The following is a 17,160-nucleotide window of genomic DNA, read 5'->3' on the forward strand; positions in this document are numbered from 1 at the left end:
GGGACGACGGGTCTACACCATCGCGTCCGTTGCCTGATTCGACAGATCACGGGCCGGACGACGGACGTTCGATGAAGATCTTTTGCCGGCCGGCGGCAGAACCGGCGCCCGGCGTGACGCGCGAATCGCTTCCGGCTCGTGTGGTTTGTCGATCGATGGCCTCGCGGCGCGGATCTCCGGCCCTCGCGCCGTCCCGTCGAATGCCCGCTTCGATCAGGCGGACGCCGTGTCAGACCGGGATCGTGCCGTTGGCTTCGAGCACGGCGCCCGCGAGATAAAGCGAACCGCAGATGAGGACCCGCGGCGGGCGCTCGAAGACCGTGTCCGACAGAGCCGCCAGCGCCGCCTCGACGCTCGGAGCGACCTCGGCCGTAAGGCCGACCTCACGGGCGATTTCCGCCACTTCCTCGGCGGGCCGCGCGGCCATCTGGCCGGTGATCGGCACCGCCACGAGCGAACGGGCAAGGCCGACGAAGTTCTTCAGGAAGCCTTCGGCATCCTTGGTGCCGAGCAGCCCGACGATCAGGACCAGCGGCACGTCGCTGCGCTCGCCGAGATCGGCCATGGCGGCGGCGAGGATGCGCCCGCCATCGGCGTTGTGGCCGCCGTCGAGCCACAGCTCGGCATCCTTGGGCATCCGCTCGGCGAGCGCCCCGCGCACGAGGCGCTGGAGCCGGCCCGGCCAATCGACGTTGCGCAGGCCGGCTTCGAGGGCGACCGTGCCGATGTCGCCGAAGCCCGCCGCGCGCAGGGCCGCGATGGCGGTGCCGGCATTGGTGAGCTGGTGGCGCCCGGCCAGGCGCGGGCGAGGCAGATCGAACAGGTCGATCTCATCCTGGTAGACGAAGCGCCCGCTCTCTTCGTGCACGGAGAAATCCTGGTTGCCGATCCGCACCGGCACCGCGCCGACCCGCTCGGCCTGGCGACAGAGGACGGCATCGGCCCCGGCATAATCCTGGGCGGCGATCACCGCCGGGCAGCCGCGCTTGAAGATGCCGGCCTTCTCCATCGCCACGGCCTCGACGGTGTCGCCGAGATACTCGGCATGGTCGCGCCCGATCGGGGTGACCACGGCGCAGGCCGGCTGGTCGATGACGTTGGTGGCGTCGACCCGGCCGCCGAGGCCCACTTCCAGCAGCAGCACGTCGGCGGGGCATTCGGAGAACAGCAGAAGGGCAGCCGCGGTGGTGATCTCGAACACGGTGATCGGATCGCCCTTGTTGGCCGCCTCGCACCGGGCGAAGGCGTCGGCGAGCCGGTCTTCGGCGACGTAGTGGCCGCCACCGATGCCGCCGAGGCGGATGCGCTCATGGAAGCGCACGAGATGCGGCGAGGTGTAGACGTGCGCGGCCAGCCCGCCGGCCTCCAGGATCGCCCGCATGAAGGCGATGGTCGAGCCCTTGCCGTTGGTGCCGGCGACGTGAATCACCGGCGGCAGCCGCCGCTCGGGATGGTTCAGGCCCGCGAGCAGGCGCTCGATGCGACCAAGCGACAGGTCGATCGTGCGCGGATGCAGGGCGAGGAAGCGCGCCATCAACGCGTCGGAGGATTCCATCTCGCGTGGAGACCTTCTGTCGCGGATTGAGTTCAGGCCGCGTTCGACACGGGTTCGGGGGCGGTCGGCTCGCGGGCGGTGTCGGACTCAGGCGTCCGGCGCACGTCCATCAGCAAGCCGCAGAGCCGGCTGATCGTCTCTTTGAGCTGATGCCGGTGGACGACCTGATCGACCATGCCGTGCTCGCGCAGATACTCCGCCCGCTGGAAGCCGTCGGGCAGCTTCTCGCGGATCGTCTGCTCGATGACGCGGGGGCCGGCAAAGCAGATCAGCGCGCCGGGCTCGGCCAGATGCACGTCGCCGAGCATGGCGTAGGAGGCGGTGACGCCGCCGGTGGTCGGGTTCGTCAGCACCACGATGTAGGGCAGCCGCGCGGCTCTAAGCCGGCGCACGGCGACCGTGGTACGGGGCATCTGCATCAAGGAGAGGATACCCTCCTGCATCCGCGCGCCGCCGGAGGCCGCGAACAGCACGTAGGGGGTGCGCTTCTCGAGCGCGGTCTCGGCCCCGCGGACGAAGGCCTCGCCGCCGGCCATGCCCAGCGAGCCGGCCATGAAGCCGAATTCCTGAGCCGCGATCGTCATCGGCAGGCTGCCGACGCGGCCGAAGCCGATCTTGAACGCGTCGGGCATGCCGGTCTTGGCCCGCGCCTCCTTGAGACGGTCGACGTAGCGCTTCTCGTCGCGGAACTTGAGCGGGTCGGCCGGCACCTCGGGCAGCGGCACGTCGATCCAGGTGCCCTCGTCGAACATCATCTTGAGACGCGCCGTGGCCGACATCTTGAGATGGTGTTCGGAGCCGGGAATGACCCAGTGGTTCTGCTCGACTTCCTTATGGAAGACCATCTGGCCCGTGTCGGGGCACTTGACCCAGAGGTTCTCCGGCGTCTCGCGCTTGAACAGCGTCTTGATCCGGGGCCGTACGACCTCCGAGATCCAGTTCATCGGCTCGACCATCGCGTCAGACTCCCTGTCCTACCGAGTTCTCTTGCCGCATCGATATCGGATCGCCGCCGCCTCGATCCCAGGGGGGATCTCCCCTCTCGGGAGGCTCCGGCAGGATACCCCCCGCGCGGCGGGCTTGCGGCGGCGTTCAGGCCCCGGACGGCGCCTTGGGGGCGCTGCGGACACCCTGCGCCAACTCGCGCACCAGGGAGGCGACGGCCTCCACCGTGCCGTTCCCGGCCCGGTCGCCGGGTTCGAGGCTGCGGGCCAGCGCATCGACGAGGGCCGAGCCCACCACCACGCCGTCGGCGCCGCGGGCGATCTCGGCAGCGTGCGCGCCGGTCTTCACGCCGAAGCCGACGACGACGGGCAGGTCGGTATGGGCCGCGATCCGGCTGACCGCCTGCGACACCCGGCCGAAATCGGGGGTCGCCGTCCCGGTCACGCCGGTGATCGACACGTAGTAGACGAAGCCCGCGGTGTTCGCGAGAACCGCCGGCAGGCGGGCCTCGTCCGTGGTCGGGGTCGCGAGGCGGATGAAGGCGAGCCCCTTCTCGAGCGCCGGCAGGCAGAGCTCCTCGTCCTCCTCCGGCGGCAGATCGACCACGATCAGACCGTCGATGCCGGCCGCCTGCGCATCCTCCAGGAAGTGGGGCACGCCGTAGGTATGGATCGGGTTGTAGTAGCCCATCAGAACCACGGGCGTCCGGTCGTCGCCCGCGCGGAAGCGGCGGACGAGAGCGAGGGTGCCGCGCAGATCCTGGCCGACTTTCAGCGCCCGCAGACCCGCCGCCTGGATCGCCGGCCCGTCGGCCATGGGATCGGTGAAGGGCAGGCCGAACTCGACGATGTCGGCCCCCGCCTTCGGCAGGGCTTCGAGCACCTTGAGCGAGGTCTCCGGATCGGGATCGCCCGCCATCATGTAGGTGACGAGGGCGGCACGTCCTTCCGCACGGCAGCGGGCGAAGGCGGCATCGATGCGGGCGGTCATGGTTCTCGCTCCCGGCGGTACGTCCGGCCTTGAGGCCCGGGGGCACGGTTCCCCCGGAACCGGGCCGCCGCGCAGGGCCCGACTTCCCCGGCCAATTCCTCGGCCGATTTCCCGGCCAAGTGGGGGCGCCTACACCATCCGCTCGCGTCCGTGAAGCGCACGAGGCGCCGGGCTCACGCCTCCGGGTCCGGCACGGCCCCGATGGTGTCCTCAATGACGCCGTCGACCCAGTCGCGCAGCAGCAGGTGGGCGATGGCCGTCGGCGGCGGCACGGTCAGGGCCTCGGGATGGGTGCCCGCGATCATTCGCGCCACCTCGGCACGCGTGAACCAGCGCGCGTCATCCAGCTCGTCGGGATCGGTGCGGATGGCCTCCGACAGCCCCTCGGCCACGCAGCCGATCATCAGCGAGGCCGGGAACGGCCAGGGCTGCGAGGCGTGATAGGCGACGGCGCCGACCGCGACGCCGGTCTCCTCCCGCGTCTCGCGGCGCACGGCGTCCTCGACCGTCTCGCCGGGCTCGATGAAGCCGGCCAGGCAGGAATACATCCCCGGCTTGAAATGCCGGCCGCGCCCGAGCAGGCAGGTCTCGCCCCGCCGCACGAGCATGATCGCCACGGGATCGGTGCGCGGGAAGTGGTGCAGCCCGCAAGCCCCGCATTCCCGGCGGAAACCGCTGGCGGCGATGGTGGTCGGGCTGCCGCAATTGGCGCAGAAGCGGTGCCGGGCATGCCAGGCCAGCACCGACTTGGCGGTGGCGATGAGCCCTTGTTCCTCGCGGGCCACCGCGCCCTCGGCGGCGAGCGCCCGCAGGTCGAGCGCGCGGTGGCCGGGCGCGGGGAAGAGGAGGGCTGCCTCCCCTGGGAGGGCGCCGGCGAAGACCGGCCGCCCCTCGACCCGTCCGAGGTAGATTTCCACGGCACGCTCGCCCGCCCGGCCGGCCTCGTCCGGTGTGAGCAGGGCCGTTCCGGTCTCCGCCGGGGCGGCGCGCACGATCACCGTCTCGCCCGCCATCAGCACGAGGCGGGCATCCGGTCCGGCGTCCGTCAGGGCGGGGGCCGGGCCGAATTCGGCGGAGTGCCGCACAAGGCGGCTCGCGGCATAGGCGAGCGCGTCTCGGCCGGGTGGGTTGGGCGAGCCTGTCATCCGGGTCGCCTCACGCGGCCATGAACAGGGCGGCTGCCCGTTCGAGCAGGGCGGCGCGGGCATGCGGCGGATAGGGCTTGCGCTCGCCGACGCCCCAGACCGGCCCTGGCCAGGCCGGGTCCGAGCGGAACCGGGCCACGACGTGGATGTGCAGCTGCGCCACCACGTTGCCGAGGCTGGCGACGTTGACCTTGTCCGGCTGGGCGAGCGTCTGCATGACCCTGACCGCGATACGCGTTTCCTCGAAGGCGAGGCGCGCATCCTCTGGCGTGAGGTCGGTGAGTTCGTTCAAGCCCGGCCGCCGCGGCACCAGGATCAGCCACGGGAAGCGTGCATCGTCCATCAGCAGGACGGAGCAGAGGGCGAGATCGCCCACGGCATGGGTGTCGGCGGCAAGCCGCGGATCGAGGGGGAAGGCGTCGTCGTTCATGCCGGCAATCTAGCGCGCCGGCCCGAAAAGTGGGGCCCAGTTTCCGCGGTCGGCGCGGTCGCGCGAAGGTCGGTCACGCCGTGTCAAATTGCGGTTAACCATATTATGGCACGCAAAGGGGCAGCGATCGGGAGTCGGTGGGCGGCGGGCCGCGCCGGGATCGCCGTGGATGACGCGATGACGGGCGACGCGCAAGGAAGCGGGGAGCGAAGCCGGGACACGGTGGTCGCCATCGTAGCGGCGCGAACCCCGGCTCCCCTCGTCCTCGCTTTGCGCGGGCAGCCCTGCAGCGCCTGCATCCTCGCGGTCACGAGCCATGTGATCGACGACCTGATCGCCGAAGCCCCTGATGTGATCGTGCTGGAGGCCGAGCCCGAGCGCTTCGACGCCCCTGCCCTGATCCGTGCCCTGCGGGAGCAGCAGAGCCTCGCCCGCACCCCGATCCTGCTGGTGGCCGGCGGCGACGCCCGGAACTTGCGCCGGATCGGCCGCGAGGCCGGCGCCACCGACACGCTGTCCAAGCCGTTCGACGCCCTGGAATTGCAGGACCGGGTCGGCGTTCTGATCGAACTCGCCCTGGCGCGACGGGAGAGCGACGACCGGGCGCGCACCATGCGGCGCGACGCGGCACGGGCGGTGGCCGACGCTTCGGCGCGCGAGCGCGAACTGATCCGCCGCCTGATGCTGGCCGCCGAGTTCCGCGACGACCGGGCCGGCGACCATCTCACCCGCGTGGCCGGCTGCGTCATCGCGGTGGCCGAAGGACTCGGCCTGTCGTCGGCGGAGGCCGACGACGTGGCTTTGGCCTCGACCATGCACGACATCGGCAAGATCGCGGTCCCCGACCACATCCTGATGAAGGCCGGCCCCCTCACCCCCGACGAGTGGGAGGAGATGCGCCAGCACGCCCTGCGCGGCTACCACATGCTGCATGACAGCCCCTCGCGCCTGCTCCAGATTGCCGCCGAGATCGCGCTGACCCACCATGAGCGCTGGGACGGCACCGGTTACCCCCGCGGTCTCAAGGGCGAGGAGATTCCCCGCTCCGGCCGGATCGTCGCGGTGGCCGACGTGTTCGACGCGCTGATCTCCGCGCGCAGCTACAAGCCCGCCTGGTCCCTGGAGCGGGCGCGCGCCCATGTCGAGGCGGAGGCGGGCCGGCATTTCGACCCGGCCTGCGTCGCCGCCTTCCTCTCGCGCTGGGACGACATCGTCGCCCTGGTGGAGGAGCGGGCGGCGTAGGACGCGTTCGGCCGAGAAGACGGCGGTCCGTAAGGGGGTTACGACGGGGTTGAGGCGTGCGCCGCCCCGGCGTCGGACAATTCGCTCTCGGCCGATCCACCGTCGCCGGGCGCGGCGATGCAATAGAGAACCGTCTCGCCTTCCCCGACCGTGTAGTTCTGCAGGAAGAACCGGTAGCCGAGATTCAGGCTGGCGATGTAGTCGGGGATCTCGAAGTAGTCGCCCCAGCGGTGATAGACGGAGATCGCGAGCTTGGGACGGAAGGTGCGCAGCGTCGCCTCGGCGCCCCGAAGAGCTGGAAGCTCGTACCCTTCGATATCCATTTTGATGAAGTCGACCCGTGGGATCGTGCCCGTCGCGACGATGTCGTCGAGACGCCTAACCGGCATGACATCCTCGTCCGCAAAGCCCGGATCGCACAGTCCCTGGACTGGTAGGGCTTCGAGATTGTGATCGCTCAAGCCATGCTGGAAGACGGTCAGGTTCGAAAGATCGTTCTGCCGGATGTTGTGATGGACGATCCTCAGATGGGCTTCGAGGGGATCGAACGAGTAGACATGGCCGGTTTCGCCGACGGTTTCGGCGAAGTCGATGGCAGTGTCGCCGAAGCAGGCCCCCGCATCCACCACATGATCGCCGACTTCCGGCTGCACCCGCACGCCGCCGCGATCGAAAAAATACTGCCTCAGGAGGAACGTGAAGAAGATGTTGGCGTGGAGGCAGTCCACAGTGAGGGGGCGCTTTTCGCCCGGCAACAGAAAGTGGCAAAGGCCTGCGCCGCCGGGAAGGTCCGCGAAGGGCGAGGGCTCGACCGGAAGCGCCTCAGCTTGCCTTCGAGCCTCCCAATAGGCGGGCGTATTGCTGTCGAGCCGGACATGGCGGCATCCGAGCACGCGAAACAGAAGCAAGTCCACGAAGAGCTTGCGTGAGGCGTCATCTTCGAGACGGCCATAGGATCGCGCCATCCCGTCCCAACTGCCCGTCAGGTACGCGAGAAAGCGCGCCCGCACCGCGTCGAACGCCTCTTGCCCGGCGGCGACTTCATACGGAGGGTAGGCGTGGTCGATATTGTCTTCTTCGGTCCGGCCCGAGGCGGCAATGAGCCTCTGGCAAACATGCAGGCGAAATGCATCGACATCGTCTGATCTGAGATCGGGCTCTGGCAACGTGTCTTCTCCGGTCGGAGGAAAATGCAATCGAGGGACGTGTTCGGTTGCGCTTGGCGCACCGGCTTCTCGCTCAGCGGATGGGACGTCGGGGCCGAGGATTCGAGAAGCGTCCGCCCTTGGATCGACTGGAAACCGATCGAGAAACCGCTTCCGATACAAGACCCCTCTTGTACATCTTGTATCGGCGACGACCGGCTCCGGTGCAAGCAAACGGCGCGATATCGTCACGAACCTTCAACGTGGGGCAATCCTCTGGAAAGGCCGGGGCATCCTCGCAGGTTCGTCCGCGTAATCCGCACCGTGCAACGCCGCTGCGCGGTGCAGGTAGTGGTCTCCGCGCTCAGTTGGCGTTAGACACAGCATCCGAATTCCGATCCGGCCATCTGCCGGTTCGCGTGTACCGGTGCGAATGCGCCGGTTCTTAAGGCGCATCTCCCTTGCCATTTCCGTCTCTGCCCTCCCCCCTGGCGCGGGCGCTCACCGAGCGCAACTATGCCGAGCCGACACCCGTCCAGCAGGCGGTGCTCGATGCCGTGCCCGAGCGCGACCTGCTCGTTTCAGCTCAGACTGGATCGGGCAAGACCGTCGCCTTCGGTCTCGCCATCGCCGGTACGCTGCTCGGCGACGACGAAACGCTGCCGCCGCCCGGCGCGCCGCTGGCCCTCGTCATCGCGCCGACCCGTGAGCTGGCTCTCCAGGTGCAGCGGGAGCTGACCTGGCTCTACGCGCAGACCGGCGCGCGGATCGTCCCTTGCGTCGGCGGAATGGATCCGCGCCGTGAGGCCCGCGCGCTGGAGGCCGGCGTCCATATCGTCGTCGGCACGCCGGGGCGCCTGCGCGACCACATGGAGCGCGGCCGGCTCGTCACCGAGGGGCTTCGCGCCGTCATCCTCGACGAGGCCGACGAGATGCTCGACATGGGCTTTCGCGAGGATCTCGAATTCATCCTGGCGTCGACCCCGAAGGACCGGCGCACCCTGCTGTTCTCGGCGACCCTGCCGAAGGCCATCGTCGCGCTCGCCGAGAGCTACCAGCGCGATGCCCTGCGCCTCGCGGTCGCCGGCGAGACCCGCGGCCATGCCGACATCGTCTACCGCGCGGTGCGCGTGATGCCGCGGGAAGTGGAGCACGCCGTCGTCAACATTCTGCGCTATGTCGATGCGCCGGTCGCGATCGTGTTCTGCAACACCCGTGACGGGGTGCGCCATCTCCAGGCCTCGCTGACCGAACGCGGCTTCTCGGCCGTGGCACTCTCGGGCGAACTCGGCCAGGGCGAGCGCAACGCCGCGCTCCAGGCCCTGCGCGACGGCCGCGCCCGCGTCTGCGTCGCCACCGACGTCGCCGCCCGCGGCATCGACCTGCCGGGGCTCGACCTCGTCATCCACGCCGACCTTCCGCACGATGCCGAGGTGATGCAGCACCGCTCCGGCCGCACAGGCCGCGCCGGCCGCAAGGGGACGAGCGTCGTGCTCGTGCCGCCGGCCCGGCGGCGGCGGGCCGAGCAGATGTTCGCCATCGCCAAGGTCAGCCCCGATTGGAGCGGCCCGCCGAACGCCGACGAAATCCGCATCCTCGACCGCGAGCGGATGATGTCCGATCCGCTGCTCGCCGAGCCCGAGACGGAGGAGGACCGCGAGTGGGAGCGGGAATGGGCCGAGGCGCTGATGGAGCGCTGCCCGCCCGAGCGACTCGCTGCGGCCTTCGCCCGGCTCTACCGCTCGCGCATCCCCGTTCCGGAGGAGGTGAGCGATCCGGCCTACGAGACGAGCCGGCGTCCGGATTCCCGCAGCGGTGTGCCGGTCGGCGCTTCGCGGGTCGGTGACGATGAGCCGGCGGCTTGGTTCCGGCTCAATCTCGGCCGCCGCGACCGGGCCGAGCCGCGCCGCCTTCTGCCGATGCTGACCCGCCGCGGGCAGATCGGGCGCGGCGATATCGGCTCCATCCGGATCTTCGACAACGAGACCACCTTCGAGGTCCGCGCCAGCGCAGCGGACGACTTCGCCGCGTCCTTCGCCCGGCGCGGACCGGCCGACGTCCGCGTCGAGCGGATGCAGGGGGATGGACCGGCCGCCGCCAAGGCACCGAAGAGCCCCCGCGCCCAGCGCCATCGCCGCGAGGCGACCAAAACCGGCCGCGGCGGCTAATCCGCCTCGCGACGGTGCCGGGGCACGAAAGCCGCCCCGGCCAAGATTTTGGGTGTGCGAACGTCATTGCTGCGCCCGGCTCGTTCGAGCCGGGCCGTTTCGCCGGCGGCCTTACTTGTCGCCGAGCAGGCCGCTCACGGCGGCATCCCAGCCTTCGCGGATCTGACGGCCGCCGGGAATCTTGACGCCGAGCAGTTCCGGCTCTTCCGCCGCGTCCTGCACCGGTCGCGCGGCAGGTGCTTGCGCCGAAGCGGTCTGCGTCGGCCGCGCTTCCGTGGCGCGGTTGCGGACGACGGGCGCGGGCTTCCGGCTGAGATCGGCCTTGGCGGTTTCAGCCTTGGCAGTTTCGGTTTTAACAGTGTCGGCCTTGGCGGAATCAGTCTTCGTTCTGGCCTCGACCTTGGCTTCGGTTTTGGCGACCTCGGGTTTCGTCTTCGCGGGCAGCGACACGAAACGCGCCGGCTGCTCCGTCTTCGCCTGCACCATCTCGCTCCGGCTCGGAGGCAGCGGCACCGTGACTTTGGCGGGGGCGAGCGCTGCCGCCGTGCGGGTCGCGGCCGGAACCGTGGGGGCCGGCTCGATCTGCAGATTCGCCCGGGCCGGCGGCGCGACCTCCGGCGCTTTGGCCGCCGCCGCCGCGGGTTCCGCGGCCGGCAGGTTGGCCCGGCGCGCTTCCGGCAACCCGATGGAGGCCGGCGCCAGTGCCGGAACGCCGTCCTTCAGGTCGGGCCATTGCGAGGCGACGGGTGTGATCCGCGCCGGCCGGCTCCTGGGATCGGCGAGATTGGAGAAGAACGCGAAAGCCCCCACGGCGAAGACGAGGAGGGCAGCGCTCCCGCCCGCGGCGCCGAGGATGACGGGCAGCCGGCGACGGGCCGGAGCCCTGCTCTCGGCCGGCCTGGTTTGGGACGGATGAATCGTCACCGACATGCGGTCGGCCTCTTGCACGTTGTAGCCCTGCAACAAGACGGCCTCGGCAATGCGGCGGCAAGATGTCCGGTACGGCCTGTTGAGAATTCAGGCGCCGTCCACCCACACGAATCTGGCGGAAACTCCAGGGCGGCCGGACCTGATCGGGACAGGTGCGCCCCGGACAAGTCTCGCCCCGACGAGTTCTAGCGATCGACCTTAGCGGAGCCGGTTTAACGGAGCGTGTAAGCGGATCATGCGGTGCGCGGCCTGCCGTCCGGCGATTATTAAGAAAAACATCAGTGTGCCGCGCGACCCTGTGGCGCGGCCCCGGCATGGACATTCATCCGGCGATCGGCCACGGTGCCGCCGTGCCGAAAGAGTAGAAATCTGAGCCTTTTATCCGATGGCGGTTTGCCGAATGGTCCCGGATCCGGCCTGCTCCTGTCGGCGTATGGCGGACTGACCGACCGCGAGGGCCCGTGCCGATTCCCGCCGCGACGCAAGCTTCCCCGACGCCTCTGATGGCGCAAAGCGTGGCCGATCCCAACCTCGACAAGGCGCAGGATCGAGCCGACGGCACGGGGTTGCCGTTCTGGGCCGGCTGGCCGACGCGCACGCGGCTCATCCTGGTCGTGCTCGCCATCGACATCGTCGCCGCCCTCGCCTCCTGCGGCGTGATCGTGCTGACCGCGCGCAGCGCCGTGCAGGTCGAGATGGCGGCCGGTCTCGCCACCGTCGAGCCCTTGGTCGCCGATACCATCCGCTCCCTGCGCAGCCCGAGCCCCGAGAGCGTGCTCCATACGCTCGACCTGCGCTTTCAGGCCCTGCGCCACGTCCGCGTGACCATCCTCGATGCGGAGGGCAAGCGTGTCGGCTTCGGTCCCTCCGAGCAGGCGCGCGAGCAGCGGACGGCGCCGCGCTGGTTCGTCCGGCTGATCGCCCCCGAACCGCGCCAGCACGATCTGCCCATCGTCGTGAAGGGCGAGCGGATCGGCACCGCCGCGATCACGACCCAGCCCCTGGACGAGATCGAGGAGGTCTGGGGCTATGCCCGCTCGCTGGCCTTGGCCAGCCTGATCCTGAACCTCGCGGTGTTGGCTGCCCTCACCCTGGCGCTCGGGCGCATCCTGCGGCCGCTCGGGCGCCTGGCGGACGGGCTGAACCGGCTGGAGCGGCACGACTACACCGCCCATCTCGACCCGCCGGCCTCCCGCGAACTCGCGGTGATCGCCGAGCGCTTCAACCGCGTGGCCGGGGCGCTCTCCGACGCGCGGGCCGCCAACGGCCGCCTCAACCGTCAACTCCTGACGGCCCAGGACGACGAGCGCGCCCGCATCGCCCTCGAACTCCACGACGAGTTCGGCCCGTGCCTGTTCGCGCTGGAAGCGAACGCGGCCTCCGTCGCGCGGCTCGCCGCCGGCCCGGGCGAGATCGACCGCGGCCGGCTCGCGGCGCGGGCCGGCGACATCGGCAGCATCGTCGGCCAGGTTCAGGTCCTCAACCGCGACCTTCTCAACCGTCTGCGCCCGCACGGGCTCGGCGAGGTGCCGCTGACCGATTGCCTTAACCTGCTGCTCCGCGATTTCCGACGGCGCCATCCCGAGACCGCCTTCGATGGCGCGTTCGAGGGCTTGGCCCGCGGCTACGGCGACATCGTCGATCTCACCGTGTTCCGCTGTATCCAGGAGAGCAGCACCAACGCCGTACGCCACGGCGCCGCCCGCCACGTCCGAGCCCGCGCGGCGGAGGAGACCGACGCCGCCGGCCTGACGTTCCTGCGGGTGAGCGTCGAGGATGACGGCACCGGCATCGCGCCCGGCCACCGTGTCGGCCTCGGCCTGTCGGGGATGCGCGAGCGGGTCGAGGCGCTGGGCGGTCATTTCAGCCTCGACACGGCGTCTCTTGACAACACGGCCTCCGGAACCGTTGTCCGGATCACCCTCCCGATCGATCCCGAGCGCGACGGCAGCGAGGTTCCGCCTCCCCCCGTCGCGCCGCAACCCGAGTGATGCGTGTACGATGAACGCGCCGGTCAGCAGCCCCATGATGAGAGCAGCGTCGAGCAAGGGCGCCGCCACCCCCGTCCTGGTCATCGATGATCACCCGATCGTCCTCCAGGGCTGTCGCCGTGTGCTGGAGGATGCCGGAATCGAGACCGTGGTCGAGGCGACCGGCGTCGTCTCCGGCTACCGCGCCTTCCACCGCCTGCGCCCGCCGGTGGTGATCTGCGACCTCACCTTCCAGGGCAGCGGGCTTGCCGGCCTTGCCCTGATCCGGCGCATGCGCGCCATCGAGCCCGAGACCCGCGTGCTCGTCTTCTCGATGCACAACGATCCCGTCATCGTCTCGCGGGCCCTGGAGGCCGGGGCGCTCGGCTACGTGCTCAAGGATCACGCCTCGAACGAGCTGTTCCAGGCGTTCGAGCGGGTGCGCGCGGGCGAGGTCTATCTCGACCGGCGGCTCGCCACCGAGGTCGCGATGTTGCGCGCCGACCCGCGCCGCACCCCGGAGACGCAGCTCACGCCGCGCGAGCAGCAGATCCTGGCGCGCCTCGCCCAGGGCAAGTCCTATGGCGCCATCGCCGCCGACCTCTCGGTCAGCTACAAGACCGTCACCAATGCCTGCTCGCAGATGCGCCAGAAGCTCAGGGTGCGCACGCTGGCCGAACTGATTCACGTCGCGGTGACCCAGGCCCAGCGGCAGGGTTGATCCTTTTCAAAAGACGGAGCGCCGTTCTTGGCCGAAGACCTCTCTGCCGGGCGCTTCTCGCAGGACGCCTGGGCCTGCAATCTCGCGGCCTTTGAGGCGATCCGCACGATGCCGTTCAACGCCGAACTGGCGGCCGGCTCTCTGAGCGCTGAGCGCTTCCGCCGCTATATCGTGCAGGACGCGCATTACCTCATCGGCTTCGGCCGGGCGCTGGCGCTCGCCGCCGCCAAGGCGCCGCATCCCGAACGGATCGTGCAGTTCGCCCGCGGCGCCGAGACCGCCATCGTGGTCGAGCGCGCGCTGCATGGCGGCTTCTTCCAGGAATACGGCATCGATGCCGGCACGTTCGCGGCGACGCCCCTCTCCCCGGCTTGCGACCACTACGTCGCGTGGCTGATCGCGACGGCCTATGCCGAGCCCTACGAAGTCGTGCTCGGCGCGCTTCTACCCTGTTTCTGGATCTACGCCGAGGTCGGCCGCGATATCTTCGCCCGCGCCAAGCCCGACAATCCCTACCGCGCCTGGATCGACACCTATGCCGGCGAGGAGTTCGGCGAGGCGGTGGCCGCGATGATCGCCGCGACCGACGAGGCGGACGGCGCCGCCTCCCCGGCCCTGCGCGCCCGCATGCACGCGGCCTATACCCACGCGACCCGCCTCGAATACGCGTTCTGGGACGGCGCCTATCGGGATCTCACCTGGGCGCTCTGAGCCGGGATCGCGGCCACGGACCCCGGCGCGGCCGCTTCGCGTGTTAGCTTGGCCGGGTCCTTGCACCGCAATGTCGCCTGAGGCCGTTGCGCCCGCGTCGGTTTCACGATTCATCTGTGTGAGAATTCGGCCGCTCCGTCAGAGGAGTTCGGCCGGTACGAGGGGGTGGGGCAGACATGGCGTCAGGCTTGGCGAGTGACCTTTTCCGGATCAAGACGCTCGAACGGCTCAACGCCGACGCCGAATCCGGCGAGAACAAGCTGGAACGCCATCTCGGCCCCTGGAGCCTGATCGGCCTCGGCATCGGCGCGGTGATCGGGGCGGGCCTGTTCTCGCTCACCGGCATTGCCGCGGCCGAGCATGCCGGCCCGGCGGTGACGGTTTCCTTCGCCATCGCGGCGATCGGCTGCGCGCTCGCGGGCATGTGCTACAGCGAACTCGCCGGCATGATCCCGGTGGCGGGCTCGGCCTACACCTACACCTACGCCACGATGGGCGAGTTCATCGCCTGGATCATCGGCTGGGATCTCGTGCTCGAATACGCGGTCGGGGCGGCCACCGTCTCGGTGAGCTGGTCGCGCTACGTCGCCCGCTTCATGCGCGACACGCTGGGCATCAACCTGCCGGGCTCGCTCGTGCACTCCCCCTTCGAGACCTACCAGCTCGCCGACGGCACGCTGGCGCACGGCATCGTCAACGTGCCGGCGATCCTGATCGTGGTGGCGGCCTCGACCCTGCTCATGATCGGCATCCGCGAATCCGCCCGCGTCAACGGCGCGGTGGTGCTGCTCAAGCTCGCGGTGGTGGCGATCGTGATCGGGGTCGGCCTGTTCTACGTGAAGGCGCAGAACTACGACCCCTTCCTGCCGCCCAACACCGGCACCTTCGGCGAGTATGGCTGGAGCGGCGTGATGCGCGCGGCCGGCGTGGTGTTCTTCGCCTATGTCGGCTTCGATGCGGTTTCGACCGCGGCACAGGAGGCCAAGAACCCCCAACGCAACATGATGATCGGCATCCTCGGCTCGCTGGCGATCTGCACGGTGCTCTACATCGCCTTTGCGGGTGTGCTGACCGGCCTCGTCCACTACGACGCCATGCGCGGCGACGCCGCCCCCGTGAACACGGCGATCGCGGCGACGCCGTTTCCGTGGCTGAAGAGCCTCGTCACCTTCGGCGTGATCTGCGGCTTCTCGACCGTGATCCTCGTGCTGCTGCTCGGCCAGAGCCGGGTATTCTACTCGATGTCGAAGGACCGGCTGCTGCCGGGCTTCTTCTCGGCGATCCATCCGAAGTGGAAGACGCCCTACCGCTCGAACCTGTTCTTCATGGTGTTCACGAGCGCGCTCGGCGGCTTCCTGCCGATCTCGCAGCTCGGCCACATGACGAGCATCGGCACGCTGCTCGCCTTCATCCTCGTCTGCGCTGGCGTCGTCATCCTGCGCCGCACCCAGCCCGACGCGCCGCGCGCCTACCGCACCCCGCTGGTGCCGTTCGTGCCGATCCTCGGCGCGCTGTTCTGCCTCGGCATGATGCTCTCCCTCGATGGCGATACGTGGCTGCGCCTCATCATCTGGCTGGCGATCGGCCTCGTGATCTATTTCGCCTGGAGCCGCAAGCACAGCCGCATCGGCCGCGAGGAAGGGGCGAACGCGACCTCGGCTCTGTGAGTTCGAAGGTTCGTCTGCCTCGAACGGGGGCGTGAGAAGACAGAAAGCCCACCCGGCTCGCGCCGGGTGGGCTTTGTTTTATCCAGTCTTTGGAGGTGCGGTTACGAAGCGCGGAAGGGGCCGATATGTCCTTGATTAGTCCGTGGGGCTGATCCTCTATCCTCTTGTTTTTGCATCATCCCGAAAGCCGGCAACCACCTTTCGGGATGATGCTCTAACAAGCGTCACCCGTCATCGACCGCCCCCAATTCGGGAGCCTTGACGGTCACGATGGCGTCGAAAGGCTCCACGACATCGGCGTCCCCGTGCTTCAGAGCCGCCGCGATGGCGCCTGACGTCCCGGCCGGCACGACCGTCCGAAGACGTGTGATCTTTGCGGAGCGTGACCCTGCTGAAAAGTCCACGGATCGCGGACCGCTCTTGCGCAGACTGCTTGGGTCGGATCGGCCATCGGCATGATGGGAAGGGAGGACCGTATCGGACCGTTTGCGAAGCGTTCCCTGGGCTTCCGAGCGCTGCGCGGCCGCCTCAGGCCCGGCGTGCCAGTGTCAGCACCGGGGGTTCGGCGAGGCCGACGAGCGGCCGGCCCACCTCGATCGACTGCCGCTCGCGGGCGATGAAGGCGGTGGGCATCGCGGCCTGCATCTCGGCCTCGACCGAGCGCAACTCTACGTCCGAATGGCAGGGGTGCAGGTGGATGATGGCGAGCGCCTTGGCGCCCGCGCCCTTGGCCAGTTCCACGCCCTTCTGCCAGGTCGAGTGGCCCCAGCCCTTGCAGCAGGGATACTCGCCCTCCGTGAACATGCCGTCATAGACGAGGAGGTCGGCTCCCTCGACGAAGCGGCACAGGTCCGGATCGGGCCAGTTCACGCCGTGCTCGATGTCGCTGATGACACAGAGCCGCTTGCCACCGTGGTCGAAGCGGTAGCCGGTCGATCCCTGCGGGTGGTCGAGCAGAATCGTATCGACCCGGATGCCGTCGGCGAAGGTGAGCGGCTCGCCCGCCCGGAAGCCGTGATGCGCGAAGGAACAGGGCAGCACGTCGAGCGTGACGGGAAAGAGAGGCGGCGAGAACAGCCGGCCAAGGGCGTCCTCGGCGCTGGCCCCGTCGAGGTTGCCGCAATAGGTGTGAATCGTGCGGGTGTCGTCGAGAACCGCCGGTTTGAAGAACGGCAGACCCGCCGTGTGATCCAGATGCAGGTGGCTGAACAGCAGGTCGATATCCTGCGGCAGGTTCTCGCGGCAGTTGCGCCCGAAGGCGCCGAGGCCCGAGCCGGCATCGATCACGAACAGACGCTCCCCGCAGCGGACCTCCAGGCACGGCGTGTTGCCGCCGAACTCGGCGTTCTCCGGGCCGCTGACCGGCGTAGAGCCGCGGACGCCCCAGAAACGCAGGACGAGCGAATCGTCCTTGGCCGGATATGGCAGGGTCATGGATCGGTACCAATGCTCGGCCTCGGGCCGGGCTTTCTCTGTGGTAGTGGTGCCGCCGCACGCATCCGCGCTATGGATCCGCGGCTGTTCTTCGGCCCCTCTTCAGG

14 protein-coding genes are annotated in these 17,160 nt (G+C 69.4%); 6 read left to right on the forward strand and 8 right to left on the reverse strand.

All coding sequences use genetic code 11. The features are described from left to right. Window positions 1-229: 229 nt before the first annotated feature. From Y590_RS21920 to Y590_RS21940, 5 genes are all read right to left on the reverse strand, one after another. Window positions 230-1,555, reverse strand: a complete 1,326-nt coding sequence (locus Y590_RS21920; RefSeq protein WP_060771707.1) for a bifunctional folylpolyglutamate synthase/dihydrofolate synthase — start codon at window positions 1,553-1,555, stop codon at window positions 230-232. Between the two features lie 32 nt (window positions 1,556-1,587). Next, complete coding sequence (accD, locus tag Y590_RS21925; RefSeq protein ID WP_060771708.1) at window positions 1,588-2,511, reverse strand: acetyl-CoA carboxylase, carboxyltransferase subunit beta; 924 nt, start codon at window positions 2,509-2,511, stop codon at window positions 1,588-1,590. A 136-nt stretch (window positions 2,512-2,647) separates the two neighbouring features. Continuing rightward, window positions 2,648-3,490, reverse strand: coding sequence for a tryptophan synthase subunit alpha (gene trpA / locus Y590_RS21930; RefSeq protein ID WP_060771709.1), 843 nt, complete (start codon window positions 3,488-3,490; stop codon window positions 2,648-2,650). A 173-nt stretch (window positions 3,491-3,663) separates the two neighbouring features. Further along, window positions 3,664-4,635: an NAD(+) diphosphatase gene (nudC, locus tag Y590_RS21935; protein WP_060771710.1), complete on the reverse strand. Its 972-nt coding sequence runs from the start codon at window positions 4,633-4,635 to the stop codon at window positions 3,664-3,666. A gap of 10 nt (window positions 4,636-4,645) precedes the next feature. After that, window positions 4,646-5,065, reverse strand: a complete 420-nt coding sequence (locus Y590_RS21940) for an HIT domain-containing protein (RefSeq protein WP_060771711.1) — start codon at window positions 5,063-5,065, stop codon at window positions 4,646-4,648. 177 nt (window positions 5,066-5,242) lie between these two features. On the opposite strand from Y590_RS21940, the gene Y590_RS21945 reads away from it, so the two are divergent. Continuing rightward, on the forward strand, window positions 5,243-6,307 hold the full coding sequence (locus Y590_RS21945; protein ID WP_060771712.1) for an HD-GYP domain-containing protein: 1,065 nt from the start codon (window positions 5,243-5,245) through the stop codon (window positions 6,305-6,307). A gap of 38 nt (window positions 6,308-6,345) precedes the next feature. Here Y590_RS21945 and Y590_RS21950 read toward each other — a convergent pair whose 3' ends face one another. After that, entirely contained in the window at window positions 6,346-7,473 is a 1,128-nt protein-coding gene (locus Y590_RS21950; RefSeq protein ID WP_060771713.1) for an FkbM family methyltransferase, read from the reverse strand. A gap of 440 nt (window positions 7,474-7,913) precedes the next feature. On the opposite strand from Y590_RS21950, the gene Y590_RS21955 reads away from it, so the two are divergent. Continuing rightward, the gene (locus Y590_RS21955) at window positions 7,914-9,620 is read left to right on the forward strand and encodes a DEAD/DEAH box helicase (protein WP_060771714.1); all 1,707 of its coding nucleotides are present in this window, start codon (window positions 7,914-7,916) and stop codon (window positions 9,618-9,620) included. 111 nt (window positions 9,621-9,731) lie between these two features. On the opposite strand, the gene Y590_RS21960 is transcribed toward Y590_RS21955, so the two are convergent. Then, window positions 9,732-10,550, reverse strand: coding sequence for a hypothetical protein (locus Y590_RS21960; RefSeq protein ID WP_060772409.1), 819 nt, complete (start codon window positions 10,548-10,550; stop codon window positions 9,732-9,734). Window positions 10,551-11,053: 503 nt separating this feature from the next. Between Y590_RS21960 and Y590_RS21965 the strand changes: the two genes are divergently transcribed. The 4 genes from Y590_RS21965 to Y590_RS21980 all read left to right on the forward strand — a co-directional run bounded on the left by Y590_RS21965 (window position 11,054) and on the right by Y590_RS21980 (window position 15,619). Continuing rightward, window positions 11,054-12,541 carry an ATP-binding protein gene (locus tag Y590_RS21965; RefSeq protein ID WP_060771715.1) on the forward strand — a complete coding sequence of 496 codons (1,488 nt, stop codon included), beginning with the start codon at window positions 11,054-11,056 and terminating at the stop codon, window positions 12,539-12,541. Window positions 12,542-12,551: 10 nt separating this feature from the next. Further along, on the forward strand, window positions 12,552-13,241 hold the full coding sequence (locus Y590_RS21970; protein WP_003605215.1) for a response regulator transcription factor: 690 nt from the start codon (window positions 12,552-12,554) through the stop codon (window positions 13,239-13,241). A gap of 27 nt (window positions 13,242-13,268) precedes the next feature. Next, window positions 13,269-13,952 (forward strand): TenA family protein, encoded by a 684-nt coding sequence (locus Y590_RS21975; RefSeq protein ID WP_060771716.1) that lies wholly within the window; start codon window positions 13,269-13,271, stop codon window positions 13,950-13,952. Between the two features lie 176 nt (window positions 13,953-14,128). Further along, window positions 14,129-15,619: an amino acid permease gene (locus tag Y590_RS21980; protein ID WP_060771717.1), complete on the forward strand. Its 1,491-nt coding sequence runs from the start codon at window positions 14,129-14,131 to the stop codon at window positions 15,617-15,619. Between the two features lie 528 nt (window positions 15,620-16,147). On the opposite strand, the gene Y590_RS21985 is transcribed toward Y590_RS21980, so the two are convergent. Next, window positions 16,148-17,053 (reverse strand): MBL fold metallo-hydrolase, encoded by a 906-nt coding sequence (locus Y590_RS21985; RefSeq protein WP_060771718.1) that lies wholly within the window; start codon window positions 17,051-17,053, stop codon window positions 16,148-16,150. Window positions 17,054-17,160: the final 107 nt, after the last annotated feature.

The sequence above is a fragment of the Methylobacterium sp. AMS5 genome (genome assembly GCF_001542815.1).
Classification (GTDB): domain Bacteria; phylum Pseudomonadota; class Alphaproteobacteria; order Rhizobiales; family Beijerinckiaceae; genus Methylobacterium.

Excerpts from the sequence above, each read along its gene's own strand:
- Y590_RS21920 (WP_060771707.1), bottom strand. The coding sequence starts at position 1,555 with ATGGAATCCTCCGACGCGTTGATGGCGCGCTTCCTCGCCCTGCATCCG.
- accD (WP_060771708.1), bottom strand. The coding sequence starts at position 2,511 with ATGGTCGAGCCGATGAACTGGATCTCGGAGGTCGTACGGCCCCGGATC.
- trpA (WP_060771709.1), bottom strand. The coding sequence starts at position 3,490 with ATGACCGCCCGCATCGATGCCGCCTTCGCCCGCTGCCGTGCGGAAGGA.
- nudC (WP_060771710.1), bottom strand. The coding sequence starts at position 4,635 with ATGACAGGCTCGCCCAACCCACCCGGCCGAGACGCGCTCGCCTATGCC.
- Y590_RS21940 (WP_060771711.1), bottom strand. The coding sequence starts at position 5,065 with ATGAACGACGACGCCTTCCCCCTCGATCCGCGGCTTGCCGCCGACACC.
- Y590_RS21945 (WP_060771712.1), top strand. The coding sequence starts at position 5,243 with ATGACGGGCGACGCGCAAGGAAGCGGGGAGCGAAGCCGGGACACGGTG.
- Y590_RS21960 (WP_060772409.1), bottom strand. The coding sequence starts at position 10,550 with ATGTCGGTGACGATTCATCCGTCCCAAACCAGGCCGGCCGAGAGCAGG.
- Y590_RS21965 (WP_060771715.1), top strand. The coding sequence starts at position 11,054 with ATGGCGCAAAGCGTGGCCGATCCCAACCTCGACAAGGCGCAGGATCGA.
- Y590_RS21970 (WP_003605215.1), top strand. The coding sequence starts at position 12,552 with ATGAACGCGCCGGTCAGCAGCCCCATGATGAGAGCAGCGTCGAGCAAG.
- Y590_RS21980 (WP_060771717.1), top strand. The coding sequence starts at position 14,129 with ATGGCGTCAGGCTTGGCGAGTGACCTTTTCCGGATCAAGACGCTCGAA.
- Y590_RS21985 (WP_060771718.1), bottom strand. The coding sequence starts at position 17,053 with ATGACCCTGCCATATCCGGCCAAGGACGATTCGCTCGTCCTGCGTTTC.